Source organism: Bradyrhizobium sp. CCBAU 11357 (assembly GCF_028128865.1).
Classification (GTDB): Bacteria; Pseudomonadota; Alphaproteobacteria; order Rhizobiales; family Xanthobacteraceae; genus Bradyrhizobium.
In genome coordinates this window covers 21503-36680 of the sequence record NZ_LBJW01000112.1, presented here as the reverse complement: position 1 = coordinate 36680, position 15178 = coordinate 21503, and the positions used below count along the sequence as shown (strand labels likewise).

Sequence of the window (15178 nt, the reverse complement as noted above, 5' to 3'; positions counted from 1 at the left end):
TAGATAGAGTTTCGCCATGAGCGACATCCAGGCCCAGTTCTCCGTTCTGAAGCAGACCGCCGATCCAGAGGTGGTCGATGCGATCGCGCAGCTGATCGCCAATGGTCATGATCGCGATCTCAACCGCATCAATGTGCTCGATTTTGCCGATCGTACCGGGCTCGATCAGGAGAAGGTCATTTCCGGATTCCTGCATGCCTCGCGGCTGGGCCTCTTCGACATGAGCTGGAACGTGCTCTGTCCGGGCTGCGGTGGGGTCTTGGGGGCACATGCAACGTTGAAGTCGCTGAAGCACGAGGACTACAACTGCGCTCTCTGTGCGGCCGGATACGAGGCGTCCGTCGACGAGATGGTCGAAGTCGCCTTCACCGTCAGTCCGCGGGTACGCCGCATCGGGGCTCACGATCCCGACACGCTGCCGATCTGGGAATATGTGCGGCAGATGTTCTGGAGCTCGGGCGTCGACATCAACGAGGAATCGTTTTCAAGCCTGATCAACGAAGTGACGCTTGAAGCACTCGAACTGCCTGCGGGAGAAAAGGCGATCCTCTCGCTGAACCTGCCCAGCCAGTTCATCATCGTTTTCGAGCCGGTCACCCATTCCGCCCACTTCCTGGATGTCCAGGGTGAGCCGACCAGCGAACGCCAGCAGCTTTCGATCATGTTCAACAAGCTGGAGGCGCCCACAGGGACCACCGTGATGCGTCCCGGACCGCTGCGTCTCACGCTCGAGAACCAATCAGGCAATCGCGTGTTGCCGTCGGTCTGGATTGCCGCCGACGCGTTGCATGAGATGATCGGCAAGCGCAAGCCGATCCTGACCGCCAAGCGGATGCTGTCCAATCAGACCTTCCGTGACGTCTTCAAGGCCGACAATCTCAACGTCGACCAGCGGCTGAAGATCACGTCCCTGACGTTCCTGTTCACCGACCTGAAGGGCTCGACGGCCTTGTACGAGCGCGTCGGCGATCTCAGTGCCTTCGATCTCGTGCGAGCGCATTTCCGTGCGCTGCTGGAGATCATCGCGGCCGAGAAGGGCGCGGTGGTGAAGACGATCGGCGATGCCGTCATGGCGACCTTCGTCAGGCCCGAGCACGCCATCACCGCGGGACTGCACATGCGTGCAGCCATGGACGAATTGAACAAGCAGCGCGGCGCCAACGATCTCATTCTCAAGATCGGCATCCATGAAGGCCCCTGCCTTGCGGTGATGCTCAACGAGCGGCAGGATTATTTCGGCCAGACCGTCAACATCGCCGCCCGCGTGCAGAGCCTGTCGACCGCGCAGGAGATCCACATCACCGGCCCGGTGCTCGACGTGCCGGCGGTTGCCGAAATCCTTCAACAGCGCGAGATCAAGCCGATTCAGAAACAGGCCGCGCTCCGCGGCATCGCCGACAAGATGGTGGTGTACGAGATACCGTGAGGCGGCAGGAGATCGCCACATTCTCCGTCATTGCGAGGAGCTCGCGACAAAATTGCGAAGCAATTTTGCGCTGATGCGACGAAGCAATCCAGGCTGCCTCAGCGGAAAGATTCTGGATTGCTTCGCTGCGCTCGCAATGACGATGCTGAGGTAGATGGGTGATACATCCTCCATCGTCATGGCCGGGTCAGGCCCTGCCATGAGGGCCGAAGGCCCCTCCCAGATTGCCGAAACGTAATGCGCGCGCGGAACTGACGCACGTTGCGGCGGTTGAGTTTCCCGCTCATATAATGCTGGTAACGGCCGCGCTCCTTGCGGCGTCATCGATCTCGGTAGGACCTATGCTCGACGGCTTGCGCCAATTCATCGCCGACATTGTCGGCCCCCAAGCCCGGGACCGCGCCTTCGGCGACAGCGATTATCGGCTGGCCGCGACCGCGCTGCTGGTCCACGTGGTCTCGCTGGACGGCCAGCCCAGCGCGGCCGAGCAGCGCAAGCTGCACAGCCTGATCGAAAGCCATTTCGGGCTCGACCGTGGCACCGCTGACCGTCTGATCGCGGATGCCATCCAGGTCGAGGGTGAGGCCGTCGACCTCTATCACTTCACCAGCGTCATCATGCGCTCGCTCGACGAAGCGGGCCGCAAGCGGATCGTGCAGATGATGTGGGAGCTGGTCTATGCCGACGGAGAGGTCAGCGAGTTCGAGGACAATGTGGTCTGGCGCGCGTCCGATCTGCTCGGCATTTCCCAGCGCGACCGCATCGAGCTGAAGCACGCCGTTGCGGAGCGTGCCGGTGGCAAGGTCAAGGATCGCGCCGTCGGACCTGTCCCCGGCGGATTGCCTGGCCTGCGCGCCACATGACGAAACTTTAATGTAAGCCGGGCGGCCCCGCATTTCTGGATTCGGCTGCAAATACCGGTCTTTGCTGATCCCCTGTCGCCTTCTCAAGCAGCCATGCTGCCTGCGCCGCTTGCATGGCGCGCACGGCCTATGCTCTCGTTCAGCCATTGCCGGGGCCACCGACTTCAATTCAAGAGAATTCGATCGTGACTGAGCGGGTAACGTTGATCACCGGTGCCTCGGCGGGCATCGGGATGGAGCTGGCGCGTGTGTTTGCCGCCAATGGACATCGCCTCGCATTGACCGCGAGACGCGTGGATCGGCTCGAAGCGCTCGCGAGCGAGCTCGCCGCCAGGGGCGGCAAGAAGCCGATCGTGATCGCCTGCGACCTCGAGAACGCGGATGCCGGCGAGAGGATCGCCGCAGCACTTGCCGTCGAGGGCGTCGAGCTCGATCATCTCGTCAACAATGCCGGCTTCGGCGTGTTCGGTGATGCCATCGAGCGCGATCACGACACGCAGCTCGGCATCGTCGACGTCAACGTCCGGGCCCTGACGGATCTGTCGCTGCGCTTCGCCGATCAACTCGTCCGGAACAAGGGCGGTCTTCTCAACGTCGGCTCGGTTGCAGGCTTCCTGCCTGGCCCCGGCATGGCGGTGTACTACGCGTCCAAGGCCTATGTGATCTCCTTCACCGAAGCATTGCGGGCGGAGCTCGCGCCCCGCGGCGTCCGCGTCACCGTACTTTGCCCGGGCCCGGTGCCCACGGAATTCCAGGCCCGCGCCGGCGTTGGATCGCAACATGACACGGCCATGCTCAACGTCTCTGCAGCCGAAGTTGCGCGGGAGGCGTATCGCGGCCTGATGGCCAACAAACGGGCAGTGCTGCCAGGTCTTGGCATCAAGATTGTGCCGTTCGCGCTGCGCTTCTTTCCGCGCGGCTTCATCCTGGCCGCCACCAGCCGGTTCCAGAGGCAGCGGCGCTGAACAACGCCGGCGGCATCCGTAGTGGCCCGGAGCTTGCTTCAAGCACGCGGAGTGTGTGCGCAAACTCACACGATGTTAACTATCGCTTAGCTATGCTGGCGGTCTGAACCGATAGCACTCGCAGAGGCCATGTCGTTCCGGACGTACAGGTTTGGTGGCGCAGAGGTGGTCGCCTTCCCACAGAGGGCGCCGCGCGCCGCGGCCGCTGAAACCCGGCTGCCGGTTCTGATTGTCCTGCATCAGGAATGCTCGACACCCGGCCGCGTCGGCAATGCGCTGCGCGCGCTCGGCCATCGACTCGACATCCGCCGTCCCCGCTTCGGCGATCCCCTGCCCGAGACGCTCGATCAGCACGCCGGCGCCGTGATCTTCGGCGGCCCGATGAGCGCCAACGATCCCGACGATTACATCCGCCGCGAGATCGACTGGATCGAAATTCCGCTCCGCGAACAGCGGCCGTTGCTCGGGATTTGCCTCGGTGCGCAGATGTTGGCGATGCAGCTCGGGGCCCGTGTCGCGCCGCATGCGCAGGCGCTGACGCAGATCGGGTACTACCCGATCAGGCCGACCGCCGCAGGCCGCGCGCTCTGCCCGCATTGGCCGGCGCAGGTCTATCATTGGCATCGCGAGGGCTTTGAGCTGCCGCTCGGCGCCGACTTGCTCGCCGAAGGCGATGATTTCCCGGTGCAGGCGTTCCGCGCCGGCAATGCTTTCGGCGTGCAGTTCCATCCCGATGTGACCTACGCGATGATGTGCCGCTGGACCACGCGCGGCTACGACGGCTTCAGCGCGCCTGGGGCGCGGCAGCGGCATCATCACTTCGCGGATCGTGCCGTCTACGATGTCGCCGAACGCGCCTGGCTCGATCACTTCATTGATGGCTGGCTGGAGCGCCGGCCGGTGCTGGCGCAAGCCGCCGAGTGATCGCGCCTTCGCGCAGGTTCTTGGCGCAAGTCCTTGCCTCTTCCCTGGATATGCTAGGCTCTCTGCAAACGATCGCGCACCAATGCGTGCCGGCAAGCAAGGGAGAGCGCCGTGGCCTACGAACACATTCTCTATGAGGTGAGCGACAAGATCGCGACCATCACGCTCAATCGTCCCGATCGCATGAATGCATGGACGCCGATCATGGAGCGCGACGTGCGCCACGCGATGGAGGCGTCGAACGCCGACGACAATGTCCGCGTCATCGTCCTCACCGGCGCGGGCCGCGCCTTCTGCGCCGGCGCCGACATGGATGCGCTGAAGGGCCTCGATCCCAACGACGTCAGGCGTGCCTCGAACCTGCCGCCGTTCGACATGAATCGCCGGCCGGACTGGCAGACGCGGTACGGCTACTATCCTTCGATCAAGAAGCCGGTCATCGCGATGCTGAATGGCGCCACGGCCGGCATCGGGCTCGTGCATGCGCTCTATTGCGACCTGCGCTTTGCTGCCGACAATACTGTGTTCACGACGGCTTTCGCGCGGCGCGGTCTGATCGCCGAGCATGGCATCAGCTGGATGCTGCCGCGCATCGTCGGCCACGCCAATGCGCTGGATCTGTTGCTCTCGGCGCGGCGCGTCTCCAGCGATGAGGCGTTGCGGATCGGGCTGGTCAACCGGCTCTCTCCACCGGAGAAGCTGCGCGAGGACACTTACGCTTACGCGCGCGATCTCGCCGATTTCGTCTCGCCGAGCGCGATGGCCGTGATCAAGCGTCAGCTCTACGAGGTGCCGTTCCAGACGCTGGCCGAGGCGACGATCGAGGCCAACCGCGAGATGATGGTGGCGTTGAACGGGAGCGATTTCCGCGAGGGTGTAGCGAGCTTCATGGAGAAGCGGCCGCCGAGGTTTACGGGGAGGTAGGGGGGAGTTCTAGGGAGAGGGTCCGCCGTCGCCCTTCGGGCTATGGCGGGACAGTCTTCGCTCACTTCGCTACGATGGACTTCCCCAGGCTTGCCGAGCCGAAGCTCGCGAAGCGAGCGAAGGCTGGTGGAGCCAGGCGGGATCGAACCGCCGACCTCGTCATTGCGAACGACGCGCTCTCCCAGCTGAGCTATGGCCCCTTTGCTGGCCGCTCTGGTGAACGCGGCCGACAACCGGGCGCCATTTAAGTCCCCGCCAAGGTCAAGTCAAGGACGCGTGTAACCGGGTTTTAGCCATCCGGGCGCCGACTTCCCTTGTTTGGGCCGGGGGGAACCGATATCTAGCAAACGGGGCGTCAATCCCGACCGAGCCAGAGTTTTCAAAAGCCAGAGGCCTCAAAAGCCATGCGTGCCGTTCTCGACATCGTCATCATCGTGCTCGATCTCTACGTCTGGCTGCTGATCGCCTCCGCGATCCTGTCCTGGCTGATCGCCTTCAACGTGGTCAACACCCGCAACCAGTTCGTCTCGGCGGTGGCGGAGTTCCTGTACCGGATCACCGAGCCCCTGCTTGCGCCGATTCGCAATTTCCTGCCCAGTCTCGGCGGTCTCGACATCTCGCCGATCATCCTGATCCTGATCATCATGTTCATCGAGCGGGTGATTCTGTACTACATCTACCCGAACGTGATCTAAGCGGGCGGGAGCGCCTTGGTTGCCAACAAGGAGCCTTGGCGCTACTCGGCCGCAGGGATCAGCATTGCGCTGCGGGTGACGCCGCGCGGCGGCCGCGACGACATCGACGGGATCGAGCAACTTTCCGATGGCCGCAGCGTGCTCAAGGTGCGGGTGCGCGCCATCGCCGATGGCGGCGAGGCCAACAAGGCCGTTCTGCTGCTGCTGGCGAAATCACTCGGCGTGCCCAAGGCCAGCGTGAAATTGCTATCCGGAGCCACGTCGCGGCTGAAGCAGATCGCGGTCGACGGCGATCCGGCGCGGCTCGGCGAAGCCCTGCGCCGGCTTGTATCGGCAGAATCGAAGGACGGAGGGAACTGACATGACCGCTGAGATCATCGATGGAAAAGTCATTGCGGCAGAACTCCGTGGCCGCGTCACTGAGGAGGTCGCCCGCGTCAAGCGTGAGCACAACCTGGTGCCGGGCCTTGCAGTGGTCCTGGTCGGCAATGACCCCGCCAGCGAGGTCTATGTCCGCTCAAAACACACCCAGACTCAGGCCGCGGGCATGGCCTCGTTCGAGCACAAGCTGCCGGCCGATGTCTCGCAGGCAGATCTGCTGGCGCTGGTCGCAAAGCTCAACCGCGATCCCGCCGTGCACGGCATTCTCGTGCAATTGCCGTTGCCGAAGGGATTGAACACCGAGGCCGTCATCAACGCCATCGATCCCGGCAAGGACGTCGACGGGCTGCATCCGAACAATGCTGGCCGGCTCGCCGGCGGCTTCGATGCGCTGTCGCCCTGCACGCCGCTCGGCTGCATCATCCTCACCAAGAGCGTGCATGCCTCGCTTGAGGGCATGAACGCGATCGTCATCGGCCGCTCGAACCTGGTCGGCCGCCCGCTCGTGCAATTGCTGCTGAACGAGAACGCCACGGTGACGATCGCGCATTCGCGCTCGCGCGATCTGCCCGGCCTCGTGAAGAAAGCGGACCTCGTCTATGCCGCGGTTGGCAGACCAGAGATGGTGCGCGGCGACTGGCTGAAGCCGGGCGCGACCGTGATCGATGTCGGCATCAACCGCATTCCGAAGGAGGACGGCAAGACGCGCCTCGTCGGCGACGTCGCCTATCAGGAAGCGCTTGCCGTTGCCGGCGCGATCACGCCGGTGCCGGGCGGTGTCGGCCAGATGACGGTGGCGTGCCTGTTGGTGAACACGCTCCGCGCGGCCTGCGCGATCGCCGGCCTGCCGAAGCCGGCGGTGTAGGTCTGAGCGTCATTCCGGGGCGGCTCGCAGAGCCGAACCCGGAATCTCGAGCCGCCAAACTTCTGGATTCCGGGTTCGCGCTTCGCGCGCCCCGGAATGACGGAGGCGCCTCAACCCTTCTTCTTCTTCTCGCGCTCGATGCCCTCGAGGATCAGCTTGTGCGCGTCCTCCGGGCCGCCCCAGCGCAGGATCTTCACCCACTTGCCCTTCTCGAGATCCTTGTAGTGCTCGAAGAAGTGCTGGATCTGCTGCAGCGTGATGTCGGGCAGGTCGGAGTACGATTTCACCTTGTCGTAGCGCTGCGTCAGCTTGGACGACGGCACCGCCAGGATCTTCTCGTCGCCGCCGGCTTCGTCTTCCATGAACAGCACCCCGACCGGGCGCACGCTCATGACGGCGCCGGGGATGATGGCGCGGGTGTTGATGATCAGCACGTCGCAAGGGTCGCCGTCATCCGATAGCGTGTGCGGGATGAAGCCGTAATTACCGGGGTATCGCATCGGCGTGTAGAGGAAGCGGTCGACCACCAGCGTGCCGGCCTCCTTGTCCATCTCGTACTTGATCGGTTCGCCGCCCACGGGGACCTCGATGATGACGTTGACATCGTGGGGGACGTTTTTTCCGATCGAGACCGCATCGATACGCATTCAAGGCTCCGTTGTTGCCGAGGATAAATCGCGCCCGGCAGCGATTTTGGCGCTGTCATACGCGGGCTTGGCCCGCTGATCCATCGCGTTCTTGTGAAATAATGAATCCGGCGATCACCGGCTCGAGCGGCCGGCGGTATCGACGGATGGGAACGCTGCCCAGTTAGGGTTTCAGCAGCTCAATTGGTCCAAGCGAAGGCAACCTTGTCGAGCGCCTTCGGCCCGAACCGCTCCGACGAGCGTGCCACCATGCGGCCACCCAGGGCCCGGTAGAACTCGGTGGCGGGGTCGTTGTCCGAGAGCGCCCACACCACCATGCTCTTCAGGCCGCTCTGCATGAGGTCGCGGCGGGCGGCGGCGAACAGGCGGCGGCCGAAGCCGAGGCCCTGAAATTCGGGCCGCAGATACAGCTCGTAGATCTCGCCGTCGAAATGCAGGCTGCGGGCCCGGTTGCGACCGTAATTGGCGTAGCCTGCGATCTTGTCGCCGAACACCAGCACGCTGACGCGGCTACCTTTGCGGATCGCGCTGTCCCACCACTGCGGACCGCGGCGGTTGATCAGCTTCTCCAGCTCGGCGCCGGGAATGATGCCCTGATAGGCCGAACGCCAGGCTTCGTCATGGGTCGACGCCACCGCAGTTGCATCTGCGGCTTTGGCCGGCCGGACCTCGATCAGGGTTGTGCTCATGGACGCGATCAAACCAAGTCGCCGCGCCGGCGGCAAGACCTATCGTTAATTATCGGTTAACCTGTGGACTTTCTGCATCAGTATTTCGGCCATGTTGTGCCGAAAGAGGACAAGCCGCCATGTCAAACGCCAACCGCAGGGCCGGCGTCGGTGCAAAACTACGTCGCGGCAACGAGGGGACGGCAATGGCACCGCAGAAAGGCGGCCGATAATGATTCGTTCCTACTAATCTGGCTGTCGCTGTTCGCGCTCGCTCTCGGCAATTCATGCGGCTCCTCAACATCATCGCGCTCCTGCCTCTGCTGGCCTTGCTGACTGCGCCGCCTCTGTGTGCGCAGGTCAGGTTTGGTCCATCGGGAGAAGAGGGCGAGCCGTTGCGTCGGCAGGACTGGCGCGTGCCCGCGCCGGATACCGACCTTGCCGCGCATGCCGTGCTGTTTCGCCCCTCCGGCCCAGGTCCGTTCCGGCTCGCGGTGATTGCCCACGCCTCGACGCAGAACACGTTGCGTCGGGCGCAAATGCCGCAGCCGGAATACCGTCCGCTTGCCGCCTATCTCGTCGCGCGCGGCTTTGCCGTGCTGGTGCCGGAGCGGCCCGGCCATGGTGCAACCGGCGGCCGCTACCTCGAGGATCAGGGCGGCTGCGACGAAGCCGATTACGCACGCTCGGGCCGCGCAACGGCCGAAGCAATCTCGCTGGCGCTGGTTCATCTGCAAAAGCAGGACTTCATCCGCAAGGACGGCGCGATCGTGATCGGCCATTCCGCCGGCGGATGGGGTGCGCTGGCGCTCGCCAATGCCGATCCGAAGGTGATTTCCGCCATCACGTTGTTTGCTCCGGGACGCGGCGGCCACGCCAATGATGAGCCGAACAGAATCTGCGCGCCGCATACGCTGCTCGCCGCGGCAGCGGAGTTCGGCAAGACCGCGCGCATTCCCGTCACCTGGCTTGTTGCGCGCAATGACAGCTATTTCGCGCCTGCATTCTCGCAGAAACTCGTCGATGCGTTTCGCGGCACTGGCGGCAAGGCCGAGTTTCGCCCGCTGCCGGCCGTCGGCAGCGAAGGCCATTGGATGATCGAAACCGAAGCCGGCGTCAAAGCCGCCGGCGGCGAGCTCGCGCGCGCGCTGAACCCGCCCAAGCCTGTGGTGACCAAGAAGCCATGACGCTGTATTTCCTGGTCAAATTTTTTCACGTGCTCGGCGCCATCGTCATTCTCGGCACCGGGACCGGCATCGCCTTCTTCATGCTGATGGCGCATCGCACGCAGGATCCGGAGTTCATCGCCCGGACCGCTTCGGTCGTCGTCATCGCGGACGCGATCTTCACGCTGTCGGCCGTGATCCTCCAGCCGGTCAGTGGCGGCGCGCTGATGATGCTGTCGGCGACGTCGATCACGGAGCGTTGGCTGCTGGCTTCACTTGCGCTCTATGCGATTGCCGGCTTGTTCTGGGTGCCGGTCGTGTTCATGCAGATCGAGATGCGCGACCTCGCGCGCAAGGCTGCTGCGCAGCGCAGTGCGCTGCCGCCGCGCTATTTCGTGCTGTTCCGCCGCTGGTTTGCGTTCGGCTTCCCCGGCTTCGGGGCGACGATGGCCATCCTGTGGCTGATGATCGCGAAACCGTTTTGAGACACGTGATGAACCAGCGCACCATTCTCGTGCTCGGCGCCTCCGGCCTGATCGGCCGCTTCGTCACCGACGATCTGCGCACGCGGGGCTTTCGCGTCGTCGGCGTGGCGCGGAGCCTGTCGCCGGCGCAGAGGATGAGCGCGCTGGACATCGAGTTGCCGATCCTCATCCTCGACGCGGCCGCGCTGATGCGTTTCCTCAGCGAGCATGCGGTAGATGTCGTCGTGAACTGCCTCGGCGTGCTCCAGGATGGCCCCGGCAGCAACACGAGCGCGGTGCATTGCGATTTCGTCGCCCGGCTGCTTCAGGCGATCGGCGGCTGCGGCCGCGCAATCCGACTGGTGCACATCTCGATCCCCGGCGCTGCGGAGGCGGATCGCACTGACTTCGCCACGACCAAGCGCGAGGCCGAGCGCCTGATCGGGGCTAGCGGCATTCCCCATGCCATCCTGCGGCCCGGCTTTGTGGTCGCACCCTCGGCCTATGGCGGCAGCGCCATGCTCCGCACGCTTGCTGCCTTTCCGATCGATTTGCCGGCCAAGGAAATGGCACCGCCATTCCAGCCCGTGGCGATCGAGGATATTTCGGCGACCATCGCCTGGCTCGCGGCATGCGACATCGACGATGCCTCGTTAAGGGCGGTGAGCTGGGACCTGATGGCGGCCGAACCGGTCACCATGGCCGGCGTCATCAAGCCGTTTCGCCTTGCATTCGGCACGGCCGGCTGGCCGCGCATCGCGATGCCGCGCCTCATGCTCGATCTCGGCGCGAAACTCGGTGATATCGCCAGCCATCTCGGCTGGATGCCGCCGATGCGCTCAACCGCCATTGCCGAGCTCCGTCGCGGCGTGACAGGCGATCCGTCAGCGTGGATCGCCGCGACGGGCATCGCGCCGAAGACGCTGCCTGAGACGATCGGACGCCATCCTGCCAGCATCCAGGACAAATGGTTCGCGCGCCTGTTTCTGGTCAAGGCACTGATCTTCGCGAGCCTGGTCGCGTTCTGGATCATCTCCGGTTTCATCGCCTTGTTCGTGTCCTATCCTGCCGCCGCCGGCATCTTGAGCGCGCACAATTTTCCGCCCGCGCTGGTCGATCCCATCACCATCGGCACCAGCCTGATGGACATGAGCATCGGCGTATTGATCGCCTTCCGCCGCACCGCGGCGGTCGGGCTCGTCACGGGAATCGTCGCCTCGCTCGGGTATATGGTGGGCGCGGCGATCCTGACGCCCGACCTGTGGATCGAACCGCTCGGCGCGCTGGTGAAAACCGGGCCGGCAATCGTGCTGATGCTCGTTGCGTTGCTCATCCTGGATAATCGATAGCGTTTTCGAGCGAAGTGGATTCCGGTTCGCATGAAGAAAACGCGTCAAAAAGAGAGTCTGATGCCAAAATGGCCCGACGATGACGTTATCCTGTTCGACGGCGTCTGCATCTTCTGCTCGCGCTGGGTGCGGTTCGTTGCGGCGCGCGATGAGGCGAGGCGCTTTCGCTTCACGCCGATCCAGTCGGACTATGGGGCGCGGCTGGCACGCACGTTCGGCATCGATCCCGGTGATCCCGACACCAACGCCGTGGTGCACGGCGGCGAAGTGTTCATGAAGTCGGATGCTGCGCTGACGGTGCTGTCGCAGCTCCCCGGCTGGGGCTGGGTGCGTGGGCTGTTCGCCGTGCCGAAGCCGCTGCGGGACCTCGTGTACAGCCTCGTCGCGCGCAACCGCTATCGCATCTTCGGCAAGTACGACGCCTGCTTCGTGCCCGACGCGGACTTGCGGGCGCGGGTGATCGAATAATTCGTCATTGCGAGCGCAGCGAAGCAATCCAGAATCTCTCCGCGGTGGCAGTCTGGATTGCTTCGCTACGCTCGCAATGACGGAAGTGTGGCGCTACGACTTGCCCAGAGTCGCGAGCACTTCCCCCGCCGCCCGCTCCCCACTGTCCCGCGCGCCATGCGCCGTCGTGAAGAACGTTGGGGACGTCGCTTCCCCAGCAAAAAATAATCGCCCATCCACCGGCGCGGCCAGCACAGCGCGATCTCCGGCATGCCCCGGCAATGCATGCGAATACGACCCCCGCGCAAAGGGATCGCGAGCCCAGCGGGACTCGCAGAGCGGCTTCAGTTTGCGCCTGATATCGTTGCCAAGGAAACCCGCGATCTCGTTGATAGCTTGCGCGGCGATGGCGCCGGCGCCGGCGTGTTCCAGCTCGCGGGCAAAGCTGCCGCCGAAAAAGCCCTCGATACAGGGCTGGCCGAACGGGCGGATGTGGTAGGTGCCCATCTCGGTGCGCATGGTGGCGCCGCGCAGGTTGCCCTCCTTCGGGAAGGCCTCGGCGTCGTCGAGCCCCAGCGTCACCTTGTCGTCGACGCCGAGCGGCAGGCCGGCCGCTGCGTTCACCTTTGCGGGGAGCGGCGGTGAGAAGCGGATCGCTTCATCGGCGATCAGATTGGTCGGCACGGTGACGATCACCTTGTCCGCGGTCAGCGTGCCCCGCGACGTCTCGATGCGGATGCACTTGTCCGAGTGATCGATCAGCGTGACGTTGCAGTTCAGCGCCACCGGGCAGGGCGCACCATAAGCCGCAATCAGCGCGCCATAGCCGCGGCGGACGCGCCAATTGAAGTTGGTGTCCTCATAAGCGTCCCAGTCCAGCGTCGACATATCCTTCAGCTCGCAGCCGTTGATATAGGTCGAGATCGCGTCGATCATCGGATTCCAGCGATTGCCAGGCTCCAAATGCGAGCTCGTGGGCTCGTCCTTGCCCGTTTGCGCGGCCTTCCACACGCGCTGGTAAAACGCGTCCATCGCACGCATGAAATCGTCGCGCTCGCCTTCCGGAAAGGCGTTGCCATAGGCGCGCTCGCGCCAGGGCGGCAGGTCCTTGTTCAGCTCGAAACCGAGCTTTCGCGCGATCGGCACGAAGGAGTTCTTGTCCGCCGAATGCAGCCAGCCGCAGCCGACGTCGAACGTCACCTCGGGCGAGGCTTGCACCGTCCAGGCCCGGCCGCCGAGCCGGTCACGGGCCTCCAGCACGATCACGGAGAGGCCGGAGCCCTGCAGCGCATGGGCTGCGCCGAGGCCGGCGGCACCAGCGCCGATGATCGCGACATCGACGGAGGAGGGGAGAGAGGTCATGGACGGGCTCTAGCACGTTCGCCGGGTGTGCTGAAGTCAGTCAGGTATGCAGCTCTCGTGTCCCGGACACGCTGCAGCGCGGAGGTCTCGTAGGGTGGGCAAAGGCGCTCTTGCGCCGTGCCCACCATTCTCAAGTGGTGGGCACGCTTGCGCTTTGCCCACCCTACGGCACTGAGGCGCCGCGGCCTTACGCCACCGCTTCCTTGGCCTTTTCCGCGCGCTTGCGCTCGTTCGGGTCGAGGTGCTTCTTGCGCAGACGGATCGACTTGGGGGTGACCTCGACCAGCTCGTCGTCCTCGATATAGGCGAGCGCCTTTTCCAGGGTCATGCGGATTGGCGGGGTCAGGCGCACCGCTTCGTCCTTCGAGGTCGTGCGGATGTTGGTGAGCTGCTTGCCCTTGAGCACGTTGATCTCGAGATCGTTGTCGCGGGTGTGCTCGCCGACGATCATGCCGCGATAGACCTTCCAGCCCGGCTCGATCATCATCGGGCCGCGGTCCTCCAGCTTGAACATGGCGTAGGCCACCGCCTCGCCCTGGTCGTTGGAGATCAAGACGCCGTTGCGACGGCCCTGGATCTCGCCCTTGTACGGGGCATAGCCGTGGAACAGGCGGTTCATGATCGCGGTGCCGCGGGTGTCGGTGAGCAGTTCGCCCTGGTAGCCGATCAGGCCGCGGGTGGGCGCGTAGAACACCAGGCGCTGGCGGTTGCCGCCCGAGGGCTTCATCTCGATCAGCTCGGATTTGCGCTCGCTCATCTTCTGCACGACGACGCCGGAATGCTCCTCGTCGACGTCGATCACGACCTCCTCGATCGGCTCCATGGTGGCGCCGGTCGCTTCGTCCTTCTGGTAGACGACGCGCGGACGCGACACCGAGAGTTCAAAACCCTCGCGGCGCATGGTCTCGATCAGGATCGCGAGCTGGAGTTCGCCGCGGCCCGATACTTCCATCGCGTCCTTGTCGGCGGATTCGACGACGCGCAGCGCGACATTGCCCTCGGCCTCGCGGAGCAGACGGTCGCGGATCATGCGACTCGTCACCTTGTCGCCTTCGGTGCCGGCGAGCGGGGAGTTGTTGACGATGAACGACATCGACACGGTCGGCGGGTCGATCGGTTGCGCCGGCAGCGGCACCTCGACGGTCGGGTCGCAGAAGGTGTCGGCGACGGTGCCCTTGGTCAGGCCCGCAATGGCGACGATGTCGCCGGCTTCGGCTTCGTCGAGCGGGGTGCGCTCGAGGCCGCGGAACGCCAGGATCTTGGTGATGCGCCCGGACTCGACCAGCTTGCCGTCGGCGTGCAGCACCTTGACCTGCTGGTTCGGCTTGAGCACGCCCGACGAGATGCGGCCGGTGATGATGCGGCCAAGATAGGGATTGGCTTCGAGGATGGTGCCGATCATGCGGAACGGACCTTCCTCGACCTTCGGCGGGGCGACGTGGCGCAGGATCAGGTCGAACAGCGGCTCCATGCCCTTGTCCTGCGGACCTTCGGGGCTGTCCGCCATCCAGCCCTGCTTGGCCGACCCGTAGAGGATCGGGAAATCGAGCTGCTCCTCGCTGGCATCGAGCGCCGCGAACAGGTCGAACACCTCGTTGATGACTTCGGTCGGACGCGCGTCGGGGCGGTCGACCTTGTTGATGACGACGATCGGCTTGAGGCCGACCTTGAGCGCCTTGGAGACCACGAATTTGGTCTGCGGCAGCGGGCCTTCGGCGGCGTCGACCAGCACCAAGGCGCCGTCCACCATGTTCAGGATGCGCTCGACCTCACCGCCGAAATCGGCGTGGCCAGGGGTGTCGACGATGTTGATGCGGGTGTCCTTCCACTGCACCGAGGCCGCCTTGGCCAGGATGGTGATGCCGCGCTCGCGCTCCAGATCGTTGGAGTCCATGGCGCGATCGGTCACCTTCTGGTTCTCGCGGAACGTGCCGGACTGCTGCAGGAGTTTGTCGACCAGGGTCGTCTTGCCGTGGTCGACGTGGGCGATGATGGCGACGTTACGAAGATTCATGAGTGAGCTTCTTTGCGG

Annotated in this window: 16 protein-coding genes and 1 tRNA gene; 12 read left to right on the top strand and 5 right to left on the bottom strand. The window is 64.5% G+C overall.

All coding sequences use genetic code 11. From position 1 onward, the window contains the following. The first annotated feature begins 16 nt into the window (after positions 1 to 16). From XI05_RS34125 to XI05_RS34105, 5 genes are all read left to right on the top strand, one after another. Positions 17 to 1426, top strand: coding sequence for an adenylate/guanylate cyclase domain-containing protein (locus XI05_RS34125; protein ID WP_271510136.1), 1410 nt, complete (start codon positions 17 to 19; stop codon positions 1424 to 1426). A 341-nt stretch (positions 1427 to 1767) separates the two neighbouring features. After that, positions 1768 to 2289, top strand: coding sequence for a tellurite resistance TerB family protein (locus tag XI05_RS34120; RefSeq protein ID WP_271510134.1), 522 nt, complete (start codon positions 1768 to 1770; stop codon positions 2287 to 2289). A gap of 185 nt (positions 2290 to 2474) precedes the next feature. Then, complete coding sequence (locus XI05_RS34115; RefSeq protein WP_271510132.1) at positions 2475 to 3254, top strand: SDR family NAD(P)-dependent oxidoreductase; 780 nt, start codon at positions 2475 to 2477, stop codon at positions 3252 to 3254. A 129-nt stretch (positions 3255 to 3383) separates the two neighbouring features. Beyond that, positions 3384 to 4178 carry a glutamine amidotransferase gene (locus tag XI05_RS34110; protein ID WP_271510130.1) on the top strand — a complete coding sequence of 265 codons (795 nt, stop codon included), beginning with the start codon at positions 3384 to 3386 and terminating at the stop codon, positions 4176 to 4178. A gap of 111 nt (positions 4179 to 4289) precedes the next feature. Then, on the top strand, positions 4290 to 5102 hold the full coding sequence (locus XI05_RS34105) for an enoyl-CoA hydratase (protein ID WP_271510128.1): 813 nt from the start codon (positions 4290 to 4292) through the stop codon (positions 5100 to 5102). 124 nt (positions 5103 to 5226) lie between these two features. On the opposite strand, the gene XI05_RS34100 is transcribed toward XI05_RS34105, so the two are convergent. Beyond that, positions 5227 to 5302 (bottom strand) — tRNA-Ala (locus tag XI05_RS34100). Between the two features lie 204 nt (positions 5303 to 5506). Here XI05_RS34100 and XI05_RS34095 point away from each other — a divergent pair. Genes XI05_RS34095 through folD form a run of 3 tightly spaced genes read left to right on the top strand, consistent with a single transcriptional unit; the run spans position 5507 to position 7043 of the window. Further along, positions 5507 to 5797, top strand: coding sequence for a YggT family protein (locus tag XI05_RS34095; RefSeq protein WP_018645113.1), 291 nt, complete (start codon positions 5507 to 5509; stop codon positions 5795 to 5797). Positions 5798 to 5812: 15 nt separating this feature from the next. After that, on the top strand, positions 5813 to 6157 hold the full coding sequence (locus tag XI05_RS34090; protein ID WP_271510127.1) for a DUF167 domain-containing protein: 345 nt from the start codon (positions 5813 to 5815) through the stop codon (positions 6155 to 6157). Between the two features lies 1 nt (position 6158). After that, positions 6159 to 7043, top strand: a complete 885-nt coding sequence (gene folD / locus XI05_RS34085) for a bifunctional methylenetetrahydrofolate dehydrogenase/methenyltetrahydrofolate cyclohydrolase FolD (RefSeq protein WP_260381424.1) — start codon at positions 6159 to 6161, stop codon at positions 7041 to 7043. Between the two features lie 110 nt (positions 7044 to 7153). On the opposite strand, the gene ppa is transcribed toward folD, so the two are convergent. Next, the gene (ppa, locus tag XI05_RS34080; RefSeq protein WP_247299836.1) at positions 7154 to 7690 is read right to left on the bottom strand and encodes an inorganic diphosphatase; all 537 of its coding nucleotides are present in this window, start codon (positions 7688 to 7690) and stop codon (positions 7154 to 7156) included. Between the two features lie 179 nt (positions 7691 to 7869). After that, complete coding sequence (locus tag XI05_RS34075) at positions 7870 to 8379, bottom strand: GNAT family N-acetyltransferase (protein WP_024338772.1); 510 nt, start codon at positions 8377 to 8379, stop codon at positions 7870 to 7872. Positions 8380 to 8645: 266 nt separating this feature from the next. Between XI05_RS34075 and XI05_RS34070 the strand changes: the two genes are divergently transcribed. Genes XI05_RS34070 through XI05_RS34055 form a run of 4 tightly spaced genes read left to right on the top strand, consistent with a single transcriptional unit; the run spans position 8646 to position 11805 of the window. Further along, positions 8646 to 9545 carry an alpha/beta hydrolase family protein gene (locus XI05_RS34070; RefSeq protein ID WP_271510125.1) on the top strand — a complete coding sequence of 300 codons (900 nt, stop codon included), beginning with the start codon at positions 8646 to 8648 and terminating at the stop codon, positions 9543 to 9545. After that, complete coding sequence (locus XI05_RS34065) at positions 9542 to 10009, top strand: DUF2269 family protein (protein WP_271510124.1); 468 nt, start codon at positions 9542 to 9544, stop codon at positions 10007 to 10009. Before XI05_RS34070 ends, XI05_RS34065 begins: the two co-directional genes overlap by 4 nt. 8 nt (positions 10010 to 10017) lie before the next feature. After that, the gene (locus XI05_RS34060; RefSeq protein WP_271510121.1) at positions 10018 to 11337 is read left to right on the top strand and encodes an SDR family oxidoreductase; all 1320 of its coding nucleotides are present in this window, start codon (positions 10018 to 10020) and stop codon (positions 11335 to 11337) included. 60 nt (positions 11338 to 11397) lie between these two features. Next, a complete protein-coding gene (locus XI05_RS34055) occupies positions 11398 to 11805 on the top strand; it encodes a thiol-disulfide oxidoreductase DCC family protein (protein ID WP_271510118.1) in 408 nt (135 codons plus the stop codon). Between the two features lie 93 nt (positions 11806 to 11898). On the opposite strand, the gene XI05_RS34050 is transcribed toward XI05_RS34055, so the two are convergent. Beyond that, complete coding sequence (locus XI05_RS34050) at positions 11899 to 13146, bottom strand: flavin monoamine oxidase family protein (RefSeq protein ID WP_271510116.1); 1248 nt, start codon at positions 13144 to 13146, stop codon at positions 11899 to 11901. Between the two features lie 187 nt (positions 13147 to 13333). Next, positions 13334 to 15160: a translational GTPase TypA gene (typA, locus tag XI05_RS34045; RefSeq protein ID WP_212260393.1), complete on the bottom strand. Its 1827-nt coding sequence runs from the start codon at positions 15158 to 15160 to the stop codon at positions 13334 to 13336. Positions 15161 to 15178 lie beyond the last annotated feature (18 nt).

Bases quoted from the DNA above. Each gene is read 5' to 3' on its own strand.
- XI05_RS34125 (WP_271510136.1), top strand. From the start codon at position 17: ATGAGCGACATCCAGGCCCAGTTCTCCGTTCTGAAGCAGACCGCCGAT.
- XI05_RS34120 (WP_271510134.1), top strand. From the start codon at position 1,768: ATGCTCGACGGCTTGCGCCAATTCATCGCCGACATTGTCGGCCCCCAA.
- XI05_RS34110 (WP_271510130.1), top strand. From the start codon at position 3,384: ATGTCGTTCCGGACGTACAGGTTTGGTGGCGCAGAGGTGGTCGCCTTC.
- XI05_RS34095 (WP_018645113.1), top strand. From the start codon at position 5,507: ATGCGTGCCGTTCTCGACATCGTCATCATCGTGCTCGATCTCTACGTC.
- folD (WP_260381424.1), top strand. From the start codon at position 6,159: ATGACCGCTGAGATCATCGATGGAAAAGTCATTGCGGCAGAACTCCGT.
- ppa (WP_247299836.1), bottom strand. From the start codon at position 7,690: ATGCGTATCGATGCGGTCTCGATCGGAAAAAACGTCCCCCACGATGTC.
- XI05_RS34075 (WP_024338772.1), bottom strand. From the start codon at position 8,379: ATGAGCACAACCCTGATCGAGGTCCGGCCGGCCAAAGCCGCAGATGCA.
- XI05_RS34070 (WP_271510125.1), top strand. From the start codon at position 8,646: ATGCGGCTCCTCAACATCATCGCGCTCCTGCCTCTGCTGGCCTTGCTG.
- XI05_RS34065 (WP_271510124.1), top strand. From the start codon at position 9,542: ATGACGCTGTATTTCCTGGTCAAATTTTTTCACGTGCTCGGCGCCATC.
- XI05_RS34060 (WP_271510121.1), top strand. From the start codon at position 10,018: ATGAACCAGCGCACCATTCTCGTGCTCGGCGCCTCCGGCCTGATCGGC.
- XI05_RS34055 (WP_271510118.1), top strand. From the start codon at position 11,398: ATGCCAAAATGGCCCGACGATGACGTTATCCTGTTCGACGGCGTCTGC.
- XI05_RS34050 (WP_271510116.1), bottom strand. From the start codon at position 13,146: ATGACCTCTCTCCCCTCCTCCGTCGATGTCGCGATCATCGGCGCTGGT.
- typA (WP_212260393.1), bottom strand. From the start codon at position 15,160: ATGAATCTTCGTAACGTCGCCATCATCGCCCACGTCGACCACGGCAAG.